The organism is Sulfurovum zhangzhouensis (assembly GCF_030347965.1).
In the GTDB taxonomy this organism is placed as follows: Bacteria; Campylobacterota; Campylobacteria; order Campylobacterales; family Sulfurovaceae; genus Sulfurovum; species Sulfurovum zhangzhouensis.
In genome coordinates, this window is the sequence record NZ_JAQIBD010000001.1 from 504003 (window position 1) to 522104 (window position 18102).

At 38.4% G+C, this 18102-nt stretch carries 24 protein-coding genes; 4 read left to right on the top strand and 20 right to left on the bottom strand.

From position 1 onward, the window contains the following. Window positions 1–44: 44 nt before the first annotated feature. The 5 genes from PGH07_RS02680 to PGH07_RS02700 all read right to left on the bottom strand — a co-directional run bounded on the left by PGH07_RS02680 (window position 45) and on the right by PGH07_RS02700 (window position 4289). A complete protein-coding gene (locus PGH07_RS02680; protein ID WP_289412383.1) occupies window positions 45–650 on the bottom strand; it encodes a L,D-transpeptidase in 606 nt (201 codons plus the stop codon). A gap of 9 nt (window positions 651–659) precedes the next feature. Then, window positions 660–1490, bottom strand: a complete 831-nt coding sequence (locus tag PGH07_RS02685; RefSeq protein WP_289412385.1) for a tetratricopeptide repeat protein — start codon at window positions 1488–1490, stop codon at window positions 660–662. A 3-nt stretch (window positions 1491–1493) separates the two neighbouring features. Beyond that, complete coding sequence (locus tag PGH07_RS02690) at window positions 1494–2009, bottom strand: OmpA family protein (RefSeq protein WP_289412387.1); 516 nt, start codon at window positions 2007–2009, stop codon at window positions 1494–1496. An 11-nt stretch (window positions 2010–2020) separates the two neighbouring features. Continuing rightward, on the bottom strand, window positions 2021–3268 hold the full coding sequence (gene tolB, locus PGH07_RS02695) for a Tol-Pal system protein TolB (protein WP_289412389.1): 1248 nt from the start codon (window positions 3266–3268) through the stop codon (window positions 2021–2023). A gap of 166 nt (window positions 3269–3434) precedes the next feature. Next, a complete protein-coding gene (locus tag PGH07_RS02700; protein WP_289412390.1) occupies window positions 3435–4289 on the bottom strand; it encodes a prephenate dehydratase in 855 nt (284 codons plus the stop codon). A 188-nt stretch (window positions 4290–4477) separates the two neighbouring features. Here PGH07_RS02700 and PGH07_RS02705 point away from each other — a divergent pair, with 188 nt between their 5' ends. From PGH07_RS02705 to PGH07_RS02720, 4 genes are all read left to right on the top strand, one after another. Further along, on the top strand, window positions 4478–4726 hold the full coding sequence (locus tag PGH07_RS02705) for a hypothetical protein (protein WP_289412391.1): 249 nt from the start codon (window positions 4478–4480) through the stop codon (window positions 4724–4726). Window positions 4727–4751: 25 nt separating this feature from the next. Beyond that, window positions 4752–5096 (top strand): TraR/DksA family transcriptional regulator, encoded by a 345-nt coding sequence (locus tag PGH07_RS02710; RefSeq protein WP_289412393.1) that lies wholly within the window; start codon window positions 4752–4754, stop codon window positions 5094–5096. 1 nt (window position 5097) lies between these two features. Next, complete coding sequence (ald, locus tag PGH07_RS02715; RefSeq protein ID WP_289412395.1) at window positions 5098–6231, top strand: alanine dehydrogenase; 1134 nt, start codon at window positions 5098–5100, stop codon at window positions 6229–6231. A gap of 88 nt (window positions 6232–6319) precedes the next feature. Beyond that, window positions 6320–6796, top strand: coding sequence for a L,D-transpeptidase family protein (locus tag PGH07_RS02720; RefSeq protein WP_289412396.1), 477 nt, complete (start codon window positions 6320–6322; stop codon window positions 6794–6796). Window positions 6797–6820: 24 nt separating this feature from the next. Here PGH07_RS02720 and PGH07_RS02725 read toward each other — a convergent pair whose 3' ends face one another. The 15 genes from PGH07_RS02725 to fmt all read right to left on the bottom strand — a co-directional run bounded on the left by PGH07_RS02725 (window position 6821) and on the right by fmt (window position 18095). Beyond that, a complete protein-coding gene (locus PGH07_RS02725) occupies window positions 6821–7087 on the bottom strand; it encodes a hypothetical protein (protein ID WP_289412397.1) in 267 nt (88 codons plus the stop codon). 176 nt (window positions 7088–7263) lie between these two features. Next, window positions 7264–8100 (bottom strand): hypothetical protein, encoded by an 837-nt coding sequence (locus PGH07_RS02730; protein WP_289412398.1) that lies wholly within the window; start codon window positions 8098–8100, stop codon window positions 7264–7266. Beyond that, window positions 8097–8483: a biopolymer transporter ExbD gene (locus PGH07_RS02735; protein ID WP_289412399.1), complete on the bottom strand. Its 387-nt coding sequence runs from the start codon at window positions 8481–8483 to the stop codon at window positions 8097–8099. Before PGH07_RS02735 ends, PGH07_RS02730 begins: the two co-directional genes overlap by 4 nt. Next, window positions 8484–8948, bottom strand: a complete 465-nt coding sequence (locus PGH07_RS02740) for a MotA/TolQ/ExbB proton channel family protein (protein ID WP_289412400.1) — start codon at window positions 8946–8948, stop codon at window positions 8484–8486. It lies immediately after the preceding gene. 115 nt (window positions 8949–9063) lie between these two features. Then, on the bottom strand, window positions 9064–9450 hold the full coding sequence (gene atpC, locus PGH07_RS02745) for an ATP synthase F1 subunit epsilon (RefSeq protein ID WP_289412401.1): 387 nt from the start codon (window positions 9448–9450) through the stop codon (window positions 9064–9066). Window positions 9451–9480: 30 nt separating this feature from the next. Further along, window positions 9481–10881 (bottom strand): F0F1 ATP synthase subunit beta, encoded by a 1401-nt coding sequence (atpD, locus tag PGH07_RS02750; protein WP_289412403.1) that lies wholly within the window; start codon window positions 10879–10881, stop codon window positions 9481–9483. A gap of 18 nt (window positions 10882–10899) precedes the next feature. Next, window positions 10900–11787: an ATP synthase F1 subunit gamma gene (gene atpG / locus PGH07_RS02755; protein WP_289412404.1), complete on the bottom strand. Its 888-nt coding sequence runs from the start codon at window positions 11785–11787 to the stop codon at window positions 10900–10902. A 12-nt stretch (window positions 11788–11799) separates the two neighbouring features. Further along, the gene (atpA, locus tag PGH07_RS02760; RefSeq protein WP_289412406.1) at window positions 11800–13314 is read right to left on the bottom strand and encodes a F0F1 ATP synthase subunit alpha; all 1515 of its coding nucleotides are present in this window, start codon (window positions 13312–13314) and stop codon (window positions 11800–11802) included. A 23-nt stretch (window positions 13315–13337) separates the two neighbouring features. After that, window positions 13338–13865 (bottom strand): F0F1 ATP synthase subunit delta, encoded by a 528-nt coding sequence (locus PGH07_RS02765; RefSeq protein WP_289412407.1) that lies wholly within the window; start codon window positions 13863–13865, stop codon window positions 13338–13340. Next, window positions 13865–14410, bottom strand: a complete 546-nt coding sequence (locus PGH07_RS02770; RefSeq protein ID WP_289412409.1) for a F0F1 ATP synthase subunit B family protein — start codon at window positions 14408–14410, stop codon at window positions 13865–13867. Before PGH07_RS02770 ends, PGH07_RS02765 begins: the two co-directional genes overlap by 1 nt. A gap of 15 nt (window positions 14411–14425) precedes the next feature. After that, on the bottom strand, window positions 14426–14848 hold the full coding sequence (locus tag PGH07_RS02775; RefSeq protein ID WP_289412410.1) for a FoF1 ATP synthase subunit B': 423 nt from the start codon (window positions 14846–14848) through the stop codon (window positions 14426–14428). 62 nt (window positions 14849–14910) lie between these two features. After that, window positions 14911–15780 carry a ParB/RepB/Spo0J family partition protein gene (locus PGH07_RS02780; RefSeq protein WP_289412411.1) on the bottom strand — a complete coding sequence of 290 codons (870 nt, stop codon included), beginning with the start codon at window positions 15778–15780 and terminating at the stop codon, window positions 14911–14913. A gap of 2 nt (window positions 15781–15782) precedes the next feature. Next, entirely contained in the window at window positions 15783–16568 is a 786-nt protein-coding gene (locus PGH07_RS02785; protein WP_289412412.1) for a ParA family protein, read from the bottom strand. Then, window positions 16565–17200, bottom strand: coding sequence for a biotin--[acetyl-CoA-carboxylase] ligase (locus PGH07_RS02790; RefSeq protein WP_289412413.1), 636 nt, complete (start codon window positions 17198–17200; stop codon window positions 16565–16567). The genes PGH07_RS02785 and PGH07_RS02790 overlap by 4 nt, the downstream gene beginning before the upstream one ends. Further along, on the bottom strand, window positions 17181–18095 hold the full coding sequence (fmt, locus tag PGH07_RS02795; RefSeq protein WP_289412414.1) for a methionyl-tRNA formyltransferase: 915 nt from the start codon (window positions 18093–18095) through the stop codon (window positions 17181–17183). Before fmt ends, PGH07_RS02790 begins: the two co-directional genes overlap by 20 nt. Window positions 18096–18102 lie beyond the last annotated feature (7 nt).

An 18102-nucleotide genomic window follows, 5' to 3' on the forward strand; every position in this document is an offset into this window, starting at 1 on the left:
AAGGAGAATATTTGTCAACATAAGCTTGTACTTACGCTCATCTTTTAATCAGTAGAGAAAATTGACTCTAGTATATTGGAAGGAAATATAGAAGCTTTATCACTCACCTGCAGATCCTCCATGGCAAAAGGTATGTAACTATGTCTTGTAACCACTACTTTGGTACTGAAATCTGCCCAGTCAAACAGCTCCACTACATCTTCAGGGGCAATATGGATACAGCCATGTGACATCCAGTCTACGCTTCCCTTATGCAAAGCATGTCCAAAACGGGTAAATTTCATCATATAGTCCATATTATTCACCCCGCTTGGATCAGGATAGACCGTGGACATATGAAATCTCTTTTTTTGGAAAATCGTAAATACACCTGATGGACTTCGGTACTTCTTTGCACCTGAAGTGACAGGACCCGTCTTCCAGACGTCTCCTTCTTCATTAATGGCATAAAAACGTCCATCACTTCCAGGTTCTCTCACAGAAACAACGATAATTTTCTGTCCTTTTAAATCAACTATTTTAAAACCATCTTTAGTCATTAGCTTAAATGAAGTTTTTGATATAGGGAATGTTGCGTTACCTTTAGGTGGTGTATGTACAGCAGATAGAAGAGTCGTAAGAAAGATAAATATAAGCGCAATATATCTCATTCTCTTCTCCTATAGTTTTTTTAATTTCTCTTTTGCTATCTTCGCAGAGTTATTTCCGCTGTAGTTGTCTACGATATTTTGGTAAAAGAGTTTCGCTTGATCTTTTTTTCCTGTATTTTCAAGCGCTATGCCCGTATGAAGTAACAATACATCAATATAGCTTGCTTTATCATATAATCCGGCACTTTTTTTGTAATAGAAGATTGCATCCTCATATTGTTGTGTATAATACGCGATCTCGCCTAAATAGTAATTAGATGCAGCAGGTTTATATCCTTTTTCATCTGTGATAACAAATCTCTTTTTTGCTTCATCATACTGCTTTTTGCCAAAAAGTCTTACACCTTCTGTATAAAGTGCAGCATTCCCTTGTCCGCCTAGCGATACTCCAGCATCAGGTTTTTTCTCTTGTTCCTGGCGTATTGAAGTAGTCTTGACGTTCATGCCGGCAAGTATCTGTTGTAGTTCCTCTTTACTGACATAGTTGCTATTGATCTTATCTATCATATCTGCAAGCTTTTTAATCAACTCGGTATTATCCATACCAGATGAAGCAGTTGCAGATCCTTTTTGCTGCTGAAGTTCAAAAAGCTGTGCACTCAACCCTTCTACCAACGTAGTCAGTCCGTCAATCCTCTCATTTTGTCTTTGTAGCTCACGTTTCAAAGAAGTGATGGTTGCAGGTTGTGAACTGGTTGGCATTGAAGGTGCAGAGATATCAGCCTCATACTGTTGCTGAAACTCCTCGCTTTCTGTTCCATAGACAGATGGTTCAGCATATACTGCTGTACTGCTGAAAACCATCAAAGAGATGCCATAAGGTATCAATCGTTTTAACATCAATTATTTCACCAATCTTAGGTCAACTCTTCTATTTTGAGCATAACATTCATCTGTTGCATCCGTACAAGCAGGACTGCTTTCTCCAAAGCTTACCATCACAACATTAGAGGTATCTACACCTTTATCTGCCAATGCTTCTTTGACTGCTCTTGCACGTTTGAGTCCAAGAGCATAGTTGTATTCATCTGTACCGAATTCATCACAGTTACCTTCCAGCTTCACTTTGCTTCCACCTGTACTTTTCGCTCTGGCAGCATTATGAGACACTCTGTTTTCCATAGATGGTGCTATGTTATATCCGTCAAAATCAAAGTAGACACTTACAAAACCGTCACTACTGCTATTGTAACGTACACCTGATCCATCCTCTACCATATTACTTTCATCGATACTTACGGTATCTGGAGCAATCTCATTAGCATCCGATACATTTCCACCCACATCAGGAGTATTCTGTGCACATCCCGACAACATTAATAGCGCCGCTACTGTAGAAAAACATATTTTTTTAACCATCATTTATCCTTTTACCAATCTATTGATTGAATTTTGTTGATACTAATTGGGAATAACAAACTTTGAGAGCTGTCAAGGTTGATATATCCTATCGCACTGCCTCCCCCACTATGTTTGATATAAAGCACGACTGAACCATCCGGTGAAAACCTCGGGAACTGGTTGGTCCCTGTAGTAGTCAATGGTCTGGTGTCACCTCCATGTGAAGATGTCAGGTAAAGATTAAACTGATTTCTTCCAAAACTGTTTGATGACTCTCTGCTTGAGTAAACTACCTTGTCATCATAGGTATCACAAGCATTATTGTTGCGGCCATGATACACTACCGGAGATACGGCAGCAGAATCGATAGCCTTTCTAAAGACATTCGCATACCCTAATCTATTGGAAATGAAGACAATACTTTTATCATCATCAACATATTTACCGTTCACATCAATGCCATCAAACTTTGTTACTCTCTTTTTAGCACCTGTAGCGAGATCAAGTTCATAAATGTCAGCTTGTCCGTTTGGAGCCATAGTAAGAAGTAGTTTAGAATAGTCTTTACTGACATCCGAACACACAAGCATTCCTTCTGAACTTAAAATTGTGCTCTTTTGACCTGTATAGATATTTATTTTATAAAGCGTAGGCAATACTCCTTTGTACGAAGTATAGTAAAGCGCTCTTTGTTGAGCATCCGCCCATTTTGGAAATACATTCAATCCACCCCTAATAATAGGTTTTTGATAGTTAAATGTATAATCAGCCAGTACTATCTCACTTTTTTGTTTACCTGTATATCGCGTATAAACCACATAACGGTTAATCCAAGAAATATCAGGATACTTTAGATAAGCGTTTATATCACTGATCGCTTTATGCGCTACAAACGGCATCTTTGCAGCAGAAGGTATGCTATATGACTTTTTATAAAGCATCATCCCATCAGAAGCTCTCAGCAGTTGAATGAAAAGTTTTGTTCCATCACCCATCAACAACTTATATTTTAGAACATAATCCTGGCCTTTCAGCTTGGGATCAATAAATGCACCGCTGAAACTGCCTTGGTGCACGTTGGAATCTGCTAAAAAGTGGCCGGAAATTTTTAAATCGGCCAACAAGATACCAAAAAACTTTTCATCATGTTGCTCTGACCCGTCTACTAGTGCAATGCGTGCACGCTGCTCAACATCTTTTTCGATCTTAAGTGTCGCATCTACAGCTAGAAGATTTGTTGTAAACAACAATGTCAATAGAAGTAACCATCGTCTCACGAATGTCCCCTAAATATTAATATTATGTAGATATTGTATCAAGCAAAAGTTAATATGCTCATTAAAAAATATCGACGGAATTTTACTACAAGCAGATTAATAAAAAGCCTAATTTTATGCACCTTGGAAATGAAAGTTTTAATCTAAATAAATATTGTGAATTTACTTACATTTGGGCTTGTTGATCACTATGCATTCTATGACTTTCATAGACTCCGAGAATACGTACATCTTCAGCAAAAAATGCCAATTCACTCAGTGCCAATTTCATTCCAGTTGAATCAATATGCCCATCAATATCTATATGAAACTGACTTCCTTTTACTTGTTGCGCTCCCATATAACTTTCTATTTTTAAAAGATTAATACCGTTGGTTGCAAATCCCCCAAGTGATTTATACAGTGAAGCAGGTATATTTTTCACCTGAAAGACAAGTGACGTAATATAACGCTTGGATGAATCATAAACAGGTATCTGTTTATCCCGTGAAAGGATGAAAAACCGTGTCGTATTGCCATGCATATCCTCAAAGTTTTCCTTTAGAATCTGCAAACCATAAAGCTTGGCTGCCAACTTAGATGCTATAGCTGCACTATACATATCTCCCGACTCCGAGAGTTCTTTGGCTGAGCCTGCCGTGTCAAGTTTCGCTTCAGCTTTAAGACCAAGCTTCATGATATTGTTATGACACTGTGCCAATGCCTGAGGGTGTGATGCGACATATTTCAGATCCTCTATCTTAGCTCCTTTGTGTGCCAATAAACAATGTACGACCGGCTCAAAGTGCTCACCAATCACATGGAGTGCCATCCTTGGGATAAGTCTATATATCTCTTCCACTCTCCCTGCTGTTGAATTCTCCAATGGGATCATCGCCAGATCTGCATCCCCTTGTTCTACCATCCACATCGCTTCATGAAAAGTATCACATGCAATTGTCTTATAGTGAGCATAAGCATTTTTACAGGCTTGCTCCGAATAAGCACCCTGTACTCCCTGATAAGCTATTTTTTTATTCATATATATAACTCTTTATTCAACATTTCAGTCTCCTTTTACACTATCCATCCCTTTATTATCATTATAGCATTTAGGGCCTTCAGAAGATTTCATGAAAGTGAAACAAAACGAATATTTAAAGTTTTATCTGTTTTTATATTTTTTGCTTTACTTATGATATGATATAAGATAAATAAAGGAGGAAAGACATGCATACGTATCGTTATAATTCACCTATCGGATCATTTGAAATAAGACAAGTCGGGCATTTAATGTATGAGCTGTGGATAGAAGAAGAGATGCTGGGCTCATATGATAGTGCTGAATCAGCTGCTACGGATGTTGCAAACTTTGATACGGATTATATTGAATGGGACCGTTTTGAAAATGAGTTGGAAAATTTCCCCAAGGACCTTGGTGACTGGACGGAAATGAATGAAGAGTCGCCTCAATATTGATCAAAATAACATAAAGGAGCAAATCATGAAAAAACGTGAAGATCTTGACTTCAAAGAGTTTGAAAATTTACTGACTGAAAGATTACAGCATACACAGGCAAATATTGAAAGGCTCAAAAGTGAATTATCTGATGTCAGCACCGATGATACCATCAATGATATGGAAGATTTGGCATCACTTGAAACACTCAACGATAATGACCGTATTTTGTTAGAACGGCAAATAGCCGAGCTTCAAGAGATCTATCATGCCCTTTCCAAGATCGAAGATGGAACCTACGGTATTTGCGAAGAGAGTTCCAAACTAATACCTGTTGAACGTTTGAGAGCCAATCCTATTGCCAGGTACATTGTAAGTAAAACAAAGTAACATGAGGATCGGAGTTCCTAAAGAGATCAAGACCAAAGAGTATCGTGTTGGGATGATACCTTCTGGTGTCGAACAGCTAAGACAGAGTGGTCATGAGGTATTGATTGAAACAGGTGCTGGAGAAAAAAGCGGTTTTTCTGACCTTGACTACTCACAAGCAGGTGCTCTCATTGTCCAAAATCCCAAAGAGATATATGATCATTGTGAAATGGTCATCAAAGTAAAAGAACCGCAACCTGAAGAGTATGACCTTTTAAAAGCGGGACAAATACTCTTTACCTACCTTCATCTCGCACCCCTTCCAGAACTGACACAAATATTGCAAAAAAAACTGGTAACGGCTATCGCTTATGAAACACTCCAGGAAAAAGGTATTCTCCCGCTGTTAGACCCAATGAGCCAGATCGCAGGAGAAGTAGCACCTATAGTTGGAAGCTACTTTCTCTCAGCCCATAACCATGGAAGCGGTATACTGATCAGTGGAGCTACAGGAGTTGCACCGGCAAAGGTATTGATCATCGGCAGTGGCACGGTGGCAAAAAGTGCTGCGAAAATAGCATCAGGGATGGGTGCTGACGTAGTGATCATGGGACGAAACAGAAACTCTATGGCAAAACTCGAAGAGATACTGCCTGAGAATATTTCTACAATCTACTCCAATCGGTATAATCTTGAAAAGATATTACCCACGGTTGATATCCTCATCGGTGCAGTCTATATCACAGGCGAAAGAGCTCCTAAACTCATTACAAAAGAGATGCTCTCTTTATGCAAAAAAGGAGCTATCCTTGTAGATGTTTCCATCGATCAGGGTGGGTGTATCGAAACCTCACGGCCAACCACACATGATGACCCGGTATTTGAAGTGGATGGTGTGTTACATTATTGTGTGGCAAATATCCCGGGGAACTACCCAATGACCTCTACTCAGGCCCTTAGCAACGCTACGATAAAATACGCCAAACGTATTGCAGATATGGGATGGCGTAATGCCGTCTTATATGATAAAGCCATCTACAGCGGCGTCAATGTGGCTGGAGGATTTGTTACCAATGAACCTGTCGCAAATACCAACGGCATAAACTATCATGAATTAAAAGATATTATCGATCTTTGTCCTATTTTCGAAGTTTAGCTACTAGGCACTGATTTCATGCATCATGTGCATAGCACTTCTTCATTTAGTTCTCATTCCTCGTTCGCTACTATGATATAATCACTCTATGAAAACTATTATACTCTGGTCATTACTGTTTCTCAGTACCTATATCTATGCAGGTAACAAACTCATATTTGTTGATCTTGATGAACAGCTTGCTTATGCTTATGAAGATGATGAGTTACTCTTCAAGGGAGCTATCTCATCTGGTGTACAAGAGCATAGTACCCCCACAGGTACCTTCAAAGTACTGGAGAAAAAGATATCCCACAAATCAAATCTCTGGCCCAAACCCAATGGCGGAGCGAAGATGCACTATATGCTTCGCCTTACCTATGATGGTATTGCTATGCACCTCGGTACAGTTGGGAAATACCCACTCTCACATGGCTGTATCCGCATGAAAAACGGTTTCGCCCAAAAACTCTGGACATGGACAGATGTCGGTACTACCGTACAAGTAATGGGTTATCCACCATACAAGAATGATGAACCTGGAATTGAAATAGTTTACGATGATACCTATAGTATTGATCCTTGAAATTATAGGACAAATTAACACATTTTATGAAATCCATACGATAAATCCGGCTACACCAATACCATAGGGAATCATTATCAATGTACACTTTATATCATACCAATAATTTCTCCAGAAGGTTCTCTTGATCGGCTTTTTTCTACGATTTTGACATTTTTTATAAAGTGGTATAGCCCCTATTGAAAAGAGTATTGCTAACAAAACATTTGCTATAGGCATAGAAGCCGTTTGATACACAATAATTGATATAACAATAATAAGTATTATGGCGATAAATGCCCGATCAAACATTTATATATTTCCTTTTGTAAATAGTGAAATAAGATAAATAGATAAACATCAAAGTAATATATGTTGATTTGTAGATTATGTATGACAATCTTCCCTTCTGATATTATTGCAGTATTATGTTTATCGCATTATTTGAGGATTATTGGGAAATCAGTAAAAACAAAAGTAATTAGTTGCTATTCAGTAGCGATAAACTCTACATCAAGTTTATAAGCCCTATTCCCTTTGTGTGGACCGAATCCAAAGAGTTGTAGCTGTTTGAGATAGGCATTGAGTCCCTCATTGAACTCAGGGATATTTGAAGCAGATATAACTTTAAAAGTAAATCTACCAGAAGGTTCTACTTCGAGCATTACACGTGCTTTTTCACCTACATAGTCACTTTGGGCCGGCCAGCCCTTAAGTTTCTCTTCTATGTTTGCAAGATACTCATCCTCGATACCTCTGTCACTACTCTGCTGTACCTTTAATGAATTAGAGAAAAGCTCAGCAGCACTGCTCTTCTCCTTGACTTTAACAATATCAAGATTTGGTTTTTTTTCTACTGGCTTTTCAGTAACCTTTTTTGTTTCTACAGGCTTGCTGGAACTGACATTGGCAAAGAGACTCTGTGGTTTATTGACCTTCTTAGGTTTAGTAATATTCACATCTTTTTGAACCAGTTTTTTATCAACCTTTTTAACCACCTGCTCTTTAATCACCTTTTTTTGCTCCACAGGTTTTTTTACTGTTTCTTGGATCTTTGGCTTTGCTATAGGTTTTGGTTTTGGTTTTGGTGTAGGCTGTGGCTTTGGCTGAGGAGTTACTTGATTTTTAGGTTTCTGAATATCACTCTTTTTCTGTTCAGGAGTAGAAAAAGCAACTTGGATACGTTCCTGGTTTTTCTTAACATAATGCTTACTCTCTTGAGAAGTTTTTGTATTGAAATAAAAAACAAGCAGACCGATAATAATAAAGTATATACCAAATGCCAATGAACCGGTCAAATACTTTGGAAGTCTATTTTCAATCATAGTGTAATAAGAGACACCTTCTCAAATCCTGCCGCTTTAACAGTTTTGAGGAGGTACATGACATTTTTATACTTAAGAGTCTCATCAGCGCGTATATAGACTTCAGAGTTTTTGTCCAGTTTTGCTGACTGATTGACAAAGTCATCAGCAAATGTATCCAGTTTATAGGTGTCTTTTCCAAGATATATCTTTTGATCTTTATCCATACGGATTGTCAGTGTTTTCGGTTTTTCTACTTTTACAGTCTTTGAACCTTCTGGAAGTGTAATCTGTTCCTGAAAAGTAATTGTCGGTGCTGTTACCATCAGTATAGCCATAAGGACAAGCATTACATCAACTAAAGGAGTAATGTTCAAATCCGGATCTTCATCCCATTGAAACATTTACAACTCCTCGTTAACCTGTGATAATATCACTTCTGCCTGAGAGGAGAGAAGCGATGAGAGTTCATAGGCTTTACGCTTCAGTATAAGATGAAACGTATAAGCAAAAATTGCTACTGCAATCCCCGCTGCTGTAGCAATAAGCGCTTCAGAAATAGCAGGAGCTACAACACTCAAAGAGGCACTGTTTTGACTGCCTAAATTTGAAAATGTTTCAAGAATACCGATCACTGTACCGAATAATCCAATAAACGGTGAAGTAGATGCTATGATTGAAAGAACTGTCAGTCCTTTAGTAGAAACACGTACTGCATCAGAAGATGCCGCTTCAAGTATTGCTTTATTAGGTTTATTTACACGAGAAAGATAAGTATAGATCAATGATGTAGTATTTACACTATTAGATTGACCGGTATAGAGTGCTTTAAGAGACCTAGCTTCTACAGCTACACGCCTATTTAGCATATAATATCTATCAAAAAAAACCCAAAATGCTGTTATGAAATATGCTGAAAGCAAAAGCAGTACAAAGATTGTAATTGCACTGCTTTCTATGAAATAAGTAAGAAGAGAACTCACGTTAGAGAGACTTTCCAATTTGCTCAACTTTGCTTACCGCTGTTGCGATAGCAGTACTAGAAGCTTCCGCACTTTTAAGTAACGCTTTTGCTTCTTCAAGTGCTTTTGCAAGATCTGTATCTTCACCTGAGAGTGCTACAGCACCATCAACGATACATGTAGTCTTCTCTTCATCAACTTTTACATATCCAGAGTTGATAGCTACTGCTACTTCACTTGAATCTGCTTTATCAATAACGATTACACCTGCTTCAAGTAGTGAAACCAAAGTTGCATGGTGAGCTAAAACACCGAATTCACCTTCACTACCTGGTAAAGTGACTTGCTTTACTTCAGAATCAAAAATTACACCATTCGGTGTAACGATCTCAAGCTTCATAAGTTCCATAATAATCCTTTAGTAGACAAGCGCTAAGGATTACTTAGCGTTAATCTTGTCGTTTTTAGCGATCGCCTCAGCCATATTTCCTACCATGTAGAATGCAGCTTCGTTCATATCATCGTATTTACCTTCGATAAGTCCTTTGAACCCTTCGATTGTATCAGGAAGTGTAACATATACACCTGGGCTACCAGTAAATACTTCAGCAACGTGGAATGGTTGTGAAAGGAACTTCTCGATCTTTCTTGCTCTTTGTACAACAAGTTTGTCATCTTCAGAAAGTTCGTCCATACCAAGAATCGCAATAATATCCTGAAGATCTTTATATTTCTGAAGAATCTTCTGAACACCAGTTGCAACACCATAGTGATCATCTCCAATAATTTGAGGATCAAGCATTCTTGAAGTTGAATCTAGTGGATCAACCGCAGGGTAGATACCTTTTTCAGCGATTGATCTGTTAAGTACTGTCGTTGCATCAAGGTGAGCAAAAACAGAAGCCGGTGCAGGGTCAGTAAGGTCATCTGCCGGTACGTATACAGCCTGAACTGAAGTAATAGAACCTTTTGTTGTTGATGTAATACGCTCTTGAAGTGCACCCATCTCTCTGCTTAGTGTCGGTTGGTAACCAACTGCTGAAGGAATACGTCCAAGAAGTGCTGACATTTCAGAACCTGATTGAGCAAATCTAAAGATGTTATCGATAAACATAAGAACATCTAGTCCCATCTCATCTCTAAAGTACTCAGCCATTGTAAGACCAGTAAGGGCAATTCTGTTTCTTGCTCCCGGTGGTTCACTCATCTGTCCGTAGCACAGTGCAACTTTGTCAAGTACGTTTGACTCTTTCATTTCGTGGTAAAGGTCGTTACCTTCACGTGTTCTTTCACCAACACCAGCAAATACAGAGTAACCGCTGTGTTTCATCGCAACGTTGTTGATAAGCTCCATGATGATAACTGTTTTACCAACACCAGCACCACCGAATAGACCAACTTTACCACCTTTTGAATATGGTGCAAGAAGGTCAACAACTTTGATACCAGTTTCAAATACTTCAGTCTTAGTTGACTGCTCTTCAAATGGAGGTGGATCTCTGTGGATTGACCAATATTGTTTTGCATCAACATCACCAGCGTCATCGATAGTATCACCTACAACGTTGAAGATACGTCCAAGAACTTCTTCACCTACCGGTACTTTAATTGAGTCACCAGTTGCTTTAACTTCTTGACCTCTTACACAACCTTCACTCATGTCCATTGCAATTGTTCTAACTCTGTTATCACCAAGTTGTGCTGCAACTTCCAATACCAATTTTTGCTCTTTACCATCAACTGTAAAGTATGTTTCTAATGCTTCATTAATCTCTGGTAGGTAATCTGTGAAATCCACATCGATAACCGGACCCAAGACCTGTACAATTTTACCTGTCATTACTTCTCCTCTTATTTCTTATTTCATTGATTCCATACCACTGATAATCTCAATGAGTTCAGTAGTAATCGCTTCTTGTCTAGCTTTGTTGTACTTCACAGTCAACTTCTTAGCCATCTCTTTTGCATTGCTTGTAGCTGCATCCATTGCCTGCATACGTGCAGAATGTTCAGCTGCAAGTGAGTCAATCAGTGAATAATACATTGTATATTCTACATAACGCTTCACTAATGCTTCAAGAAGTGTATCATCCTCATCCGGTTCTACTTCAAGCTCTGAAGTTGAAACTTGGTCAAGCTTCAATGTAGAAGGATCTACCGGTAGTACTTGCACTTCTCTGACTTCCTGAGTGATCATATTCACATATCCATTGTGAATCATAATGATCTTATCAGTTTCACCTCTTACATAAGATTCAGCAACTTCATTGATAAGAGTTGCGGCATCCGCGTAGTTTGGTGAGGCACTAAGACCAATCACTTCATTCATCATATCAATATTGTTGAATTTAAAGTAATCAATACCTTTTCTTCCTACAGCTCTAAGACGTACTTTTACATTCTTAGCTTTATAGTCAGCCAACAGTTTATTTACTCTCTTGATCGTCTGTGCGTTGAAGCCGCCACAAAGACCTTTATCTGCAGTGATAAAAACAATGTCAACCACTTTTGGATTACTAGCATCCTTAAAGTAAACATTATCCAGACCATCTACATTGTTCTTCTGCATCTTCTGAGCAATCTCATTGAGAAGCTCAGTAAGTTTGTTTGCATAGACTCTAGATCTTTTTGCCAATTCTTCTGTTCTTCTAAGTTTAGCAGAAGAGACAAGCTTCATCGCGCGAGTCGTTTTCTGAGTATTCTTAACACTCGAAATCTTACGCTTGATATCTTTTAAATTAGCCATAATTAGCCTTTCTTACGCTTGAAAAGATGCTTTGAAATCTTCTAACGCTTTTCTCAACTCTGCATCTGCATCATCAGAGATTTTCTTTTCATTTCTAATGCTTTCAAGAATGTTTGAATACTTCGCATCCATGAATGGCATCAATTCAGCCTCGAATTTAACAACAGATCCAACTGGAATATCATCCAAGAATCCGTTTGCACCAGCAAAGATGATCACTACTTGTTTCTCGATCGCTACTGGAGCATATGGCCCTTGTTTAAGTACTTCAACCATTCTTTGACCACGCTCAAGCTGTGCTCTTGTGTAATCATCAAGATCAGAAGCGAACTGAGCAAATGCTTGGAGTTCTCTGAATGATGCAAGGTCAAGTCTAAGTGTTCCAGAAACTTGTTTTGTTGCTTTAATCTGTGCAGCACCACCAACTCTTGATACTGAAAGACCTACGTTAATTGCCGGTCTGATACCAGAGTTAAAGAGGTCTGTTTCAAGGAAAATCTGACCATCAGTAATAGAGATTACGTTTGTCGGGATATATGCCGCAACGTCACCTGCTTGTGTTTCAATGATTGGGAACGCAGTAATTGAACCTGCCCCTAGTTCATCGTTAAGTTTTGCAGCTCTCTCAAGAAGTCTAGAGTGTAGATAGAAAACATCCCCTGGGTATGCTTCACGGCCCGGAGGTCTTCTTAGGATCAAAGACATCTCTCTATATGCAACTGCATGCTTAGAAAGATCATCATAGAAGATTACTGCATGTCTACCGTTGTCTCTGAAGTACTCAGCCATTGTTACACCAGCGTAAGGTGCAAGGAACTGAGCAGCAGATGAATCAGCTGCACCAGCGTTAACTACGATTGTATAGTCCATAGCACCATGCTCTTCAAGTTTCTTCACAGTTGCTGCTACAGTTGATTGTTTTTGACCGATCGCAACATAGATACATACAACATCTTGTCCTTTTTGGTTGATGATAGTATCGATTGCAAGAGTTGTTTTACCAGTCTGTCTGTCACCAATGATAAGCTCTCTTTGTCCTCTACCAACTGGAACAAGTGCATCAATTGACTTGATACCAGTTTGAAGCGGCTCATGTACAGATTTTCTAGCCATGATCCCAGGTGCTTTTTCCTCGATAAATCTGTGCTCTGTTGCTTCAACAGTACCTTTACCGTCCATTGGCTCACCAAGTGGGTTAACAACTCTACCAAGAAGTGCATCACCTACTGGTGTTTTAAGAAGAGAACCTTCTCTTTTTACGCTCATACCTTCTCTGATACCTTTTGATGAACCAAGTACAACTACACCAACACTTGATTCTTCAAGGTTAAGTACAAGACCTCTTGCACCGTTTTCAAATTCAACTACTTCACCAGCCATACAGTTGTTTAGACCGTATACTGTTGCGATACCGTCAGCGATACCTACTACTTTACCTACTTCGTTGATATCAACATCAATCTCAAAGTTCTCGATTCTCTCTTTGATGATCGAACTAATCTCATCTGCTTGCAATTTGTTTGCCACTGCTACTCCTTTCTATTTGATAACTACAATGATTTCTTGATGAAATCGATAAGTTGTTCTTTAACTCTCTGCTTAGAGAAGTTTACCTCAATACCCAAATCATCTACCGTTACACGTATTCCGTCCAAATCAGACTTCTCTTGAGCCAATTTGATCGTCGCACCTGTATACTTTTTAAGTGTCTCTTCAAGGTCAGCCAAAGCTGCATCATCTAAAAGATTTGAACTTTTTACTACACCTTCATATTGATTAGACTTTTTTTGAAGCTCTTTATTCAAAACTTTTGATACTACCGGAATAAGATCCAATCTTTTATTCTCACCAAGAATTTTGATAAAGTTTTTCATCGCTGCATTAGCACTGTCACCCAATGCTTTCAACACCATATCAGTTTTTTTCTCAGCTGCAATAATCGGTGATGTCAAAGCATTCATCACTTCTTTGTTACAGATTACTTCTGATAATGTGCTGAGTAGTGCAGCATCTTCTGCTACATCTTTACTTACAGCGCTGAGTGCCTGTGCGTATCTTCTAGCAATTAGTTCTTCCATTATGCCACCTTCTTCTTCACAATTTCAATAACTTTAGACTCACCGAGCATAATGTCATCGTTTGTGATGCTTTCGCCAAGAACTTCATCAATCACTTCTCTAGCAGACTTTTTCTCTTCTAAAACAAGCTTCTCATCAAACTGTTTTTGCATTGCATTTAGCTCAGTCTCGTTTGCACGAGCAATACCCTCTGCAAGAATTACAGCTTCTTTTTTTGCATCTTCAATGATTTGAGCAGCTCTAGCCTCTGCTTCTTCAACACGCTCTTCAGCCTCTCTTTTCATATCTTTAGCAGCTTGAAGTTTCTCTTCAATCTCTTTAAGTCTAGACTCAATCCCTGCTTGTCTTCCCTTGAAGAAATTTTTGATAGGGTTAGCCAATAGATAGTAAAGCAAGCCGGCAAAAATAATGAAGTTTACCAATCTTGGAACAAAGTCTGTCTCTCTACCAGTAATCTGGAAGTAGTGACTCTCACCAGCATTTCCACTTGATGCAAGAACAACAGCCGGAACCAAAAATAGTGCATATAGTGCCAATTTTTTCATTTCTGTCATTCCTCCTTATAGTTTGCTAAACTTAGCTTTTAAGCTCTCTTTGAAAAGAGGCATCTGTGAAAGAAGTGAGTTCTTAAGCTCTTCTCTATTGCTTGCTAGTTTTTCAACGAAGCTAGCATACTCTTGTTCAAGCTCACTCTGTTTAGTTTCGACTTTACTCGCAGCCAATGCCTTTTCATCATCGATTGCTTTCTGTCTAATCGCTGCAGCTTCAGCTTTAGCATTGCTAAGAATATCATCTGCTTTAGCGTTAAGTTCATCGGTATTACCGCTCAATCCTTTTGCCGCTTCCAAATCTTTTGCTATAGAGTTATCCCTGTCATCCATGAACTTGATCAGTGGTTGAAATAGCATATTATTTAAAAGAACAATTAGGGTGATGAATAGTACCAAGACAAACAACATTAACGGTAAATGTAGGTCAAGCATTCAAACTCCTCATGTAATTTCGCGCTATTTTACCATTTAGCACATGAGAAGTGGGTTAAATCTTATGCTTTTTTGAGGATTGATAAAAAGTTTTCAATTTCTTGAGAGGAGCTGAAACTAATTTCTACACTTTTTGATTTTATCTTATGTTTAAAAGGTAATGCAGCATTTATCGCTGCTTTATAGTCATCCATGAATGTAGATTGTGCTTGTGTTTTTGATTTTTGTTCATTATTGTTTTTATAATTTTTGACTATATTTTCAGCTTCTCGCACAGAGAGTTTTTGTCCTACAATACTATCAATAATTACTTTTTGTTTTAGTGCATCCAAGCCAACAAGTACTTTAGCATGGCCTTGTGAAATATTTCCTTCAACTAACTGTTCTTGTGCATAATCACTTAGAGTCAGAAGACGCATAGTATTGGTGATCTGAGAACGGCTTTTATGAACTATATCACTAAGATCCTCATGTCTTATCCCATGTACTTCTATAAGCTCGGCATAAGAGTTCGCCAGCTCTATCGGATTGAGGTTTTCTCTTTGAATATTTTCAATCAGTGCAAGTTCACGCAATCTGATATCGTCGATATCAACATCGGCAATTATAGCTTTGACCACTGGGAGATTAGCAAGTTTATGTGCGCGTAAACGACGTTCACCCGCAATAAGCATGTATCCATCACCCTTTTCAATTACTACAATAGGTTGTAGAAGTCCGTGCTCTTTGATCGACTCACTTAACTCTTGAAGTGCCTTCTCATCAAAGTGTTTACGAGGCTGAAACGGGTTTGGCGATATAGTAGAGACTTCTATCTCAGCTACTCTTGCACCTTGTGCTTCAAGTTCTGAACTATCAATCGAACTTAGATCCTTGGCATACGCTTCTTCCACTTCAGAGAGTATTTCCCCCAATCCTCTTCCTAATGCCATCACTAGTTCCTGATAATAACGTTTGCGAGTTCACTATAAGCTACAGAACCTTTGGAACTTGCTGCATACTCAGATATAGGTTTACCGAAACTTGGTGATTCAGCTATTTTAACATTACGAGGGATAACGATACACTCTTTACTCTTACTAATGTGAAAGAGTTTATCTTTAAAATGGTGTGTTAGATCTGCTAACACCTGCTTTGAAAGGTTATTCTGATTTGAATACATTGTAGGCAGGAATCCCTTGATCTTCAGTTTAGGATTAATCGTTTTTTTCAAAAGACTAACAGTATTCAGTAACTGAGCAAGTCCTTCTAATGCAAAGAATTCACACTGAATCGGGATAATAACAGAATCTGATGCAGAGAGTGCATTAATGGTAATAGGACCGAGTGCAGGCGGCGAATCAATAATGATATAGTCATATCTATCTGCAATCTCTTTGATCTTCTCTTTTAGGATCAATTCTCTATTTTTCTTCTTTGGTGAATAAAATTCTTTTTCTATCCCAACCAAGCCGATATTTGAAGGTACGATGTGAAGTTTTTTTATTTCAGTTTTCAGTATCACTTCTGAGAACTTTTTACTTCCTATCAATACATGATAGACATTGAACTCATAGTCTCCTCTAGTAAACCCTAAACTAGTCGTTGCATTAGACTGAGGATCTATATCGATAAGAAGAACTTTTTTATCTTTCTGTGCCAACGAAGCTGCTAAATTTACAGCAGTTGTTGTTTTTCCGACGCCACCTTTTTGATTGGCAATACTTATTACTTCACTCATCGTAAACTATACACCTTCTTCCCATTAATTAGTAATGAGCCATCTTCCTCTAATATAGCGTCTGACAGGCTCTTTTTGAGGTTTTCAACGTGCACTGAGAACCTTCTACTTAATTCAAATTCTACCTGATACTCACTAAAGATATCCTTCCATTTTGGAAATTTTTTCAGTGCAAAAAGATACTTTTCGAGTAATATTTCCGGATGAATATCGATGCCAAGGGCCTTATAGGCATTTTGTTCATTTTTTAAATTTATTCCAATTCCACACACTAATATTTTATCTATTTTTTTTGTGATGGTTCCGCCTACTTTTTCATCATTTAAATAGAAGTCATTGGGCCATTTTAACCATATTTTTTCATTATATTCCAATAGAACTTGTTTCATAATATATGAAAAATATATAGATGCTGAACTTAAAGGTAGATCAGAAGGTAATTGGTCTAAAGAAATAGCGATAGAAGCAAAGAAATTACCTTTTCCGCCACTCCATGCATTATCACGGCTACCAATGCCGGCACTCTGTTCGTAAGCAATAACTGCACAAGGAGGGTTTAGTCTACCTGATTTTAGTTCATCAATAATATACTTTTGCGTAGAAGGAAGTATATCAAATGATATGATCTCCAACTTTTATCCCCCTTCCTACACAATATGCTTTAGCTTCGACAGGCTTTTTAGATGCCGGCTGAATCGTTCCGATCTTAACAGATCCTTTACTACAACCTACAATGACACTATCCTCTTCAAAGCCGAGCAGTTCAAAGGCTTTGTGTTCCTTTTCACTTTCAACCAGGCTTATCTCATCAAACTTTGTACCGTTGCTGGCAAAAATCCCCGGCCACCCTTCAAAAGCACGATATTTATTATAAAGTATCTGGGCATCAGCAAAATCTACTTCACCATCACTTTTCTTTATTTTTTTACACAGAGTTGCTTCAGTATCATTCTGTGCATCAGGTGTAATGTCATTAAAGTTTCTAATTGTGGAAAGAGTCAGTGTGCATGCATCATTTGTCAGTTGCTCCATCAATGCATGTAGTCTCATGTCTTGCGGGATCTCAAACATTATCTTTTCTAACATTGGTCCCGTATCCAACCCCTCTTCCATCAACATCGAAGTAACACCTGTTACTTTATCTCCATTAAGCAGTGACTGTTGAACAGGAGATGCTCCTCTATATTTTGGAAGCAATGAAGCATGAAGATTGATACATGGAGCGATATCTAGTACGGATTTAGGGAGTAATTGTCCAAAAGCTGCTACGATGATAAAGTCAGGTTTTTGTGCTGTAATAGCTTCTACAATTCCCTCATCACTAAGTCTGTTTGGCTGTAGTACTTCTATATCGTGTTTCTCCGCCAAAACTTTGACAGGCGGCGGGGTAAGTATTTTTTTACGACCCACAGGCCGATCAGGCTGGGTAAGCACTAGACTTACATCCATATCATCTGCATCAATCAAAGTTGCTAATATCTCTTTAGCATAATGTGGGGTTCCCATATATACAATTTTGTAACTCATAGTCTCC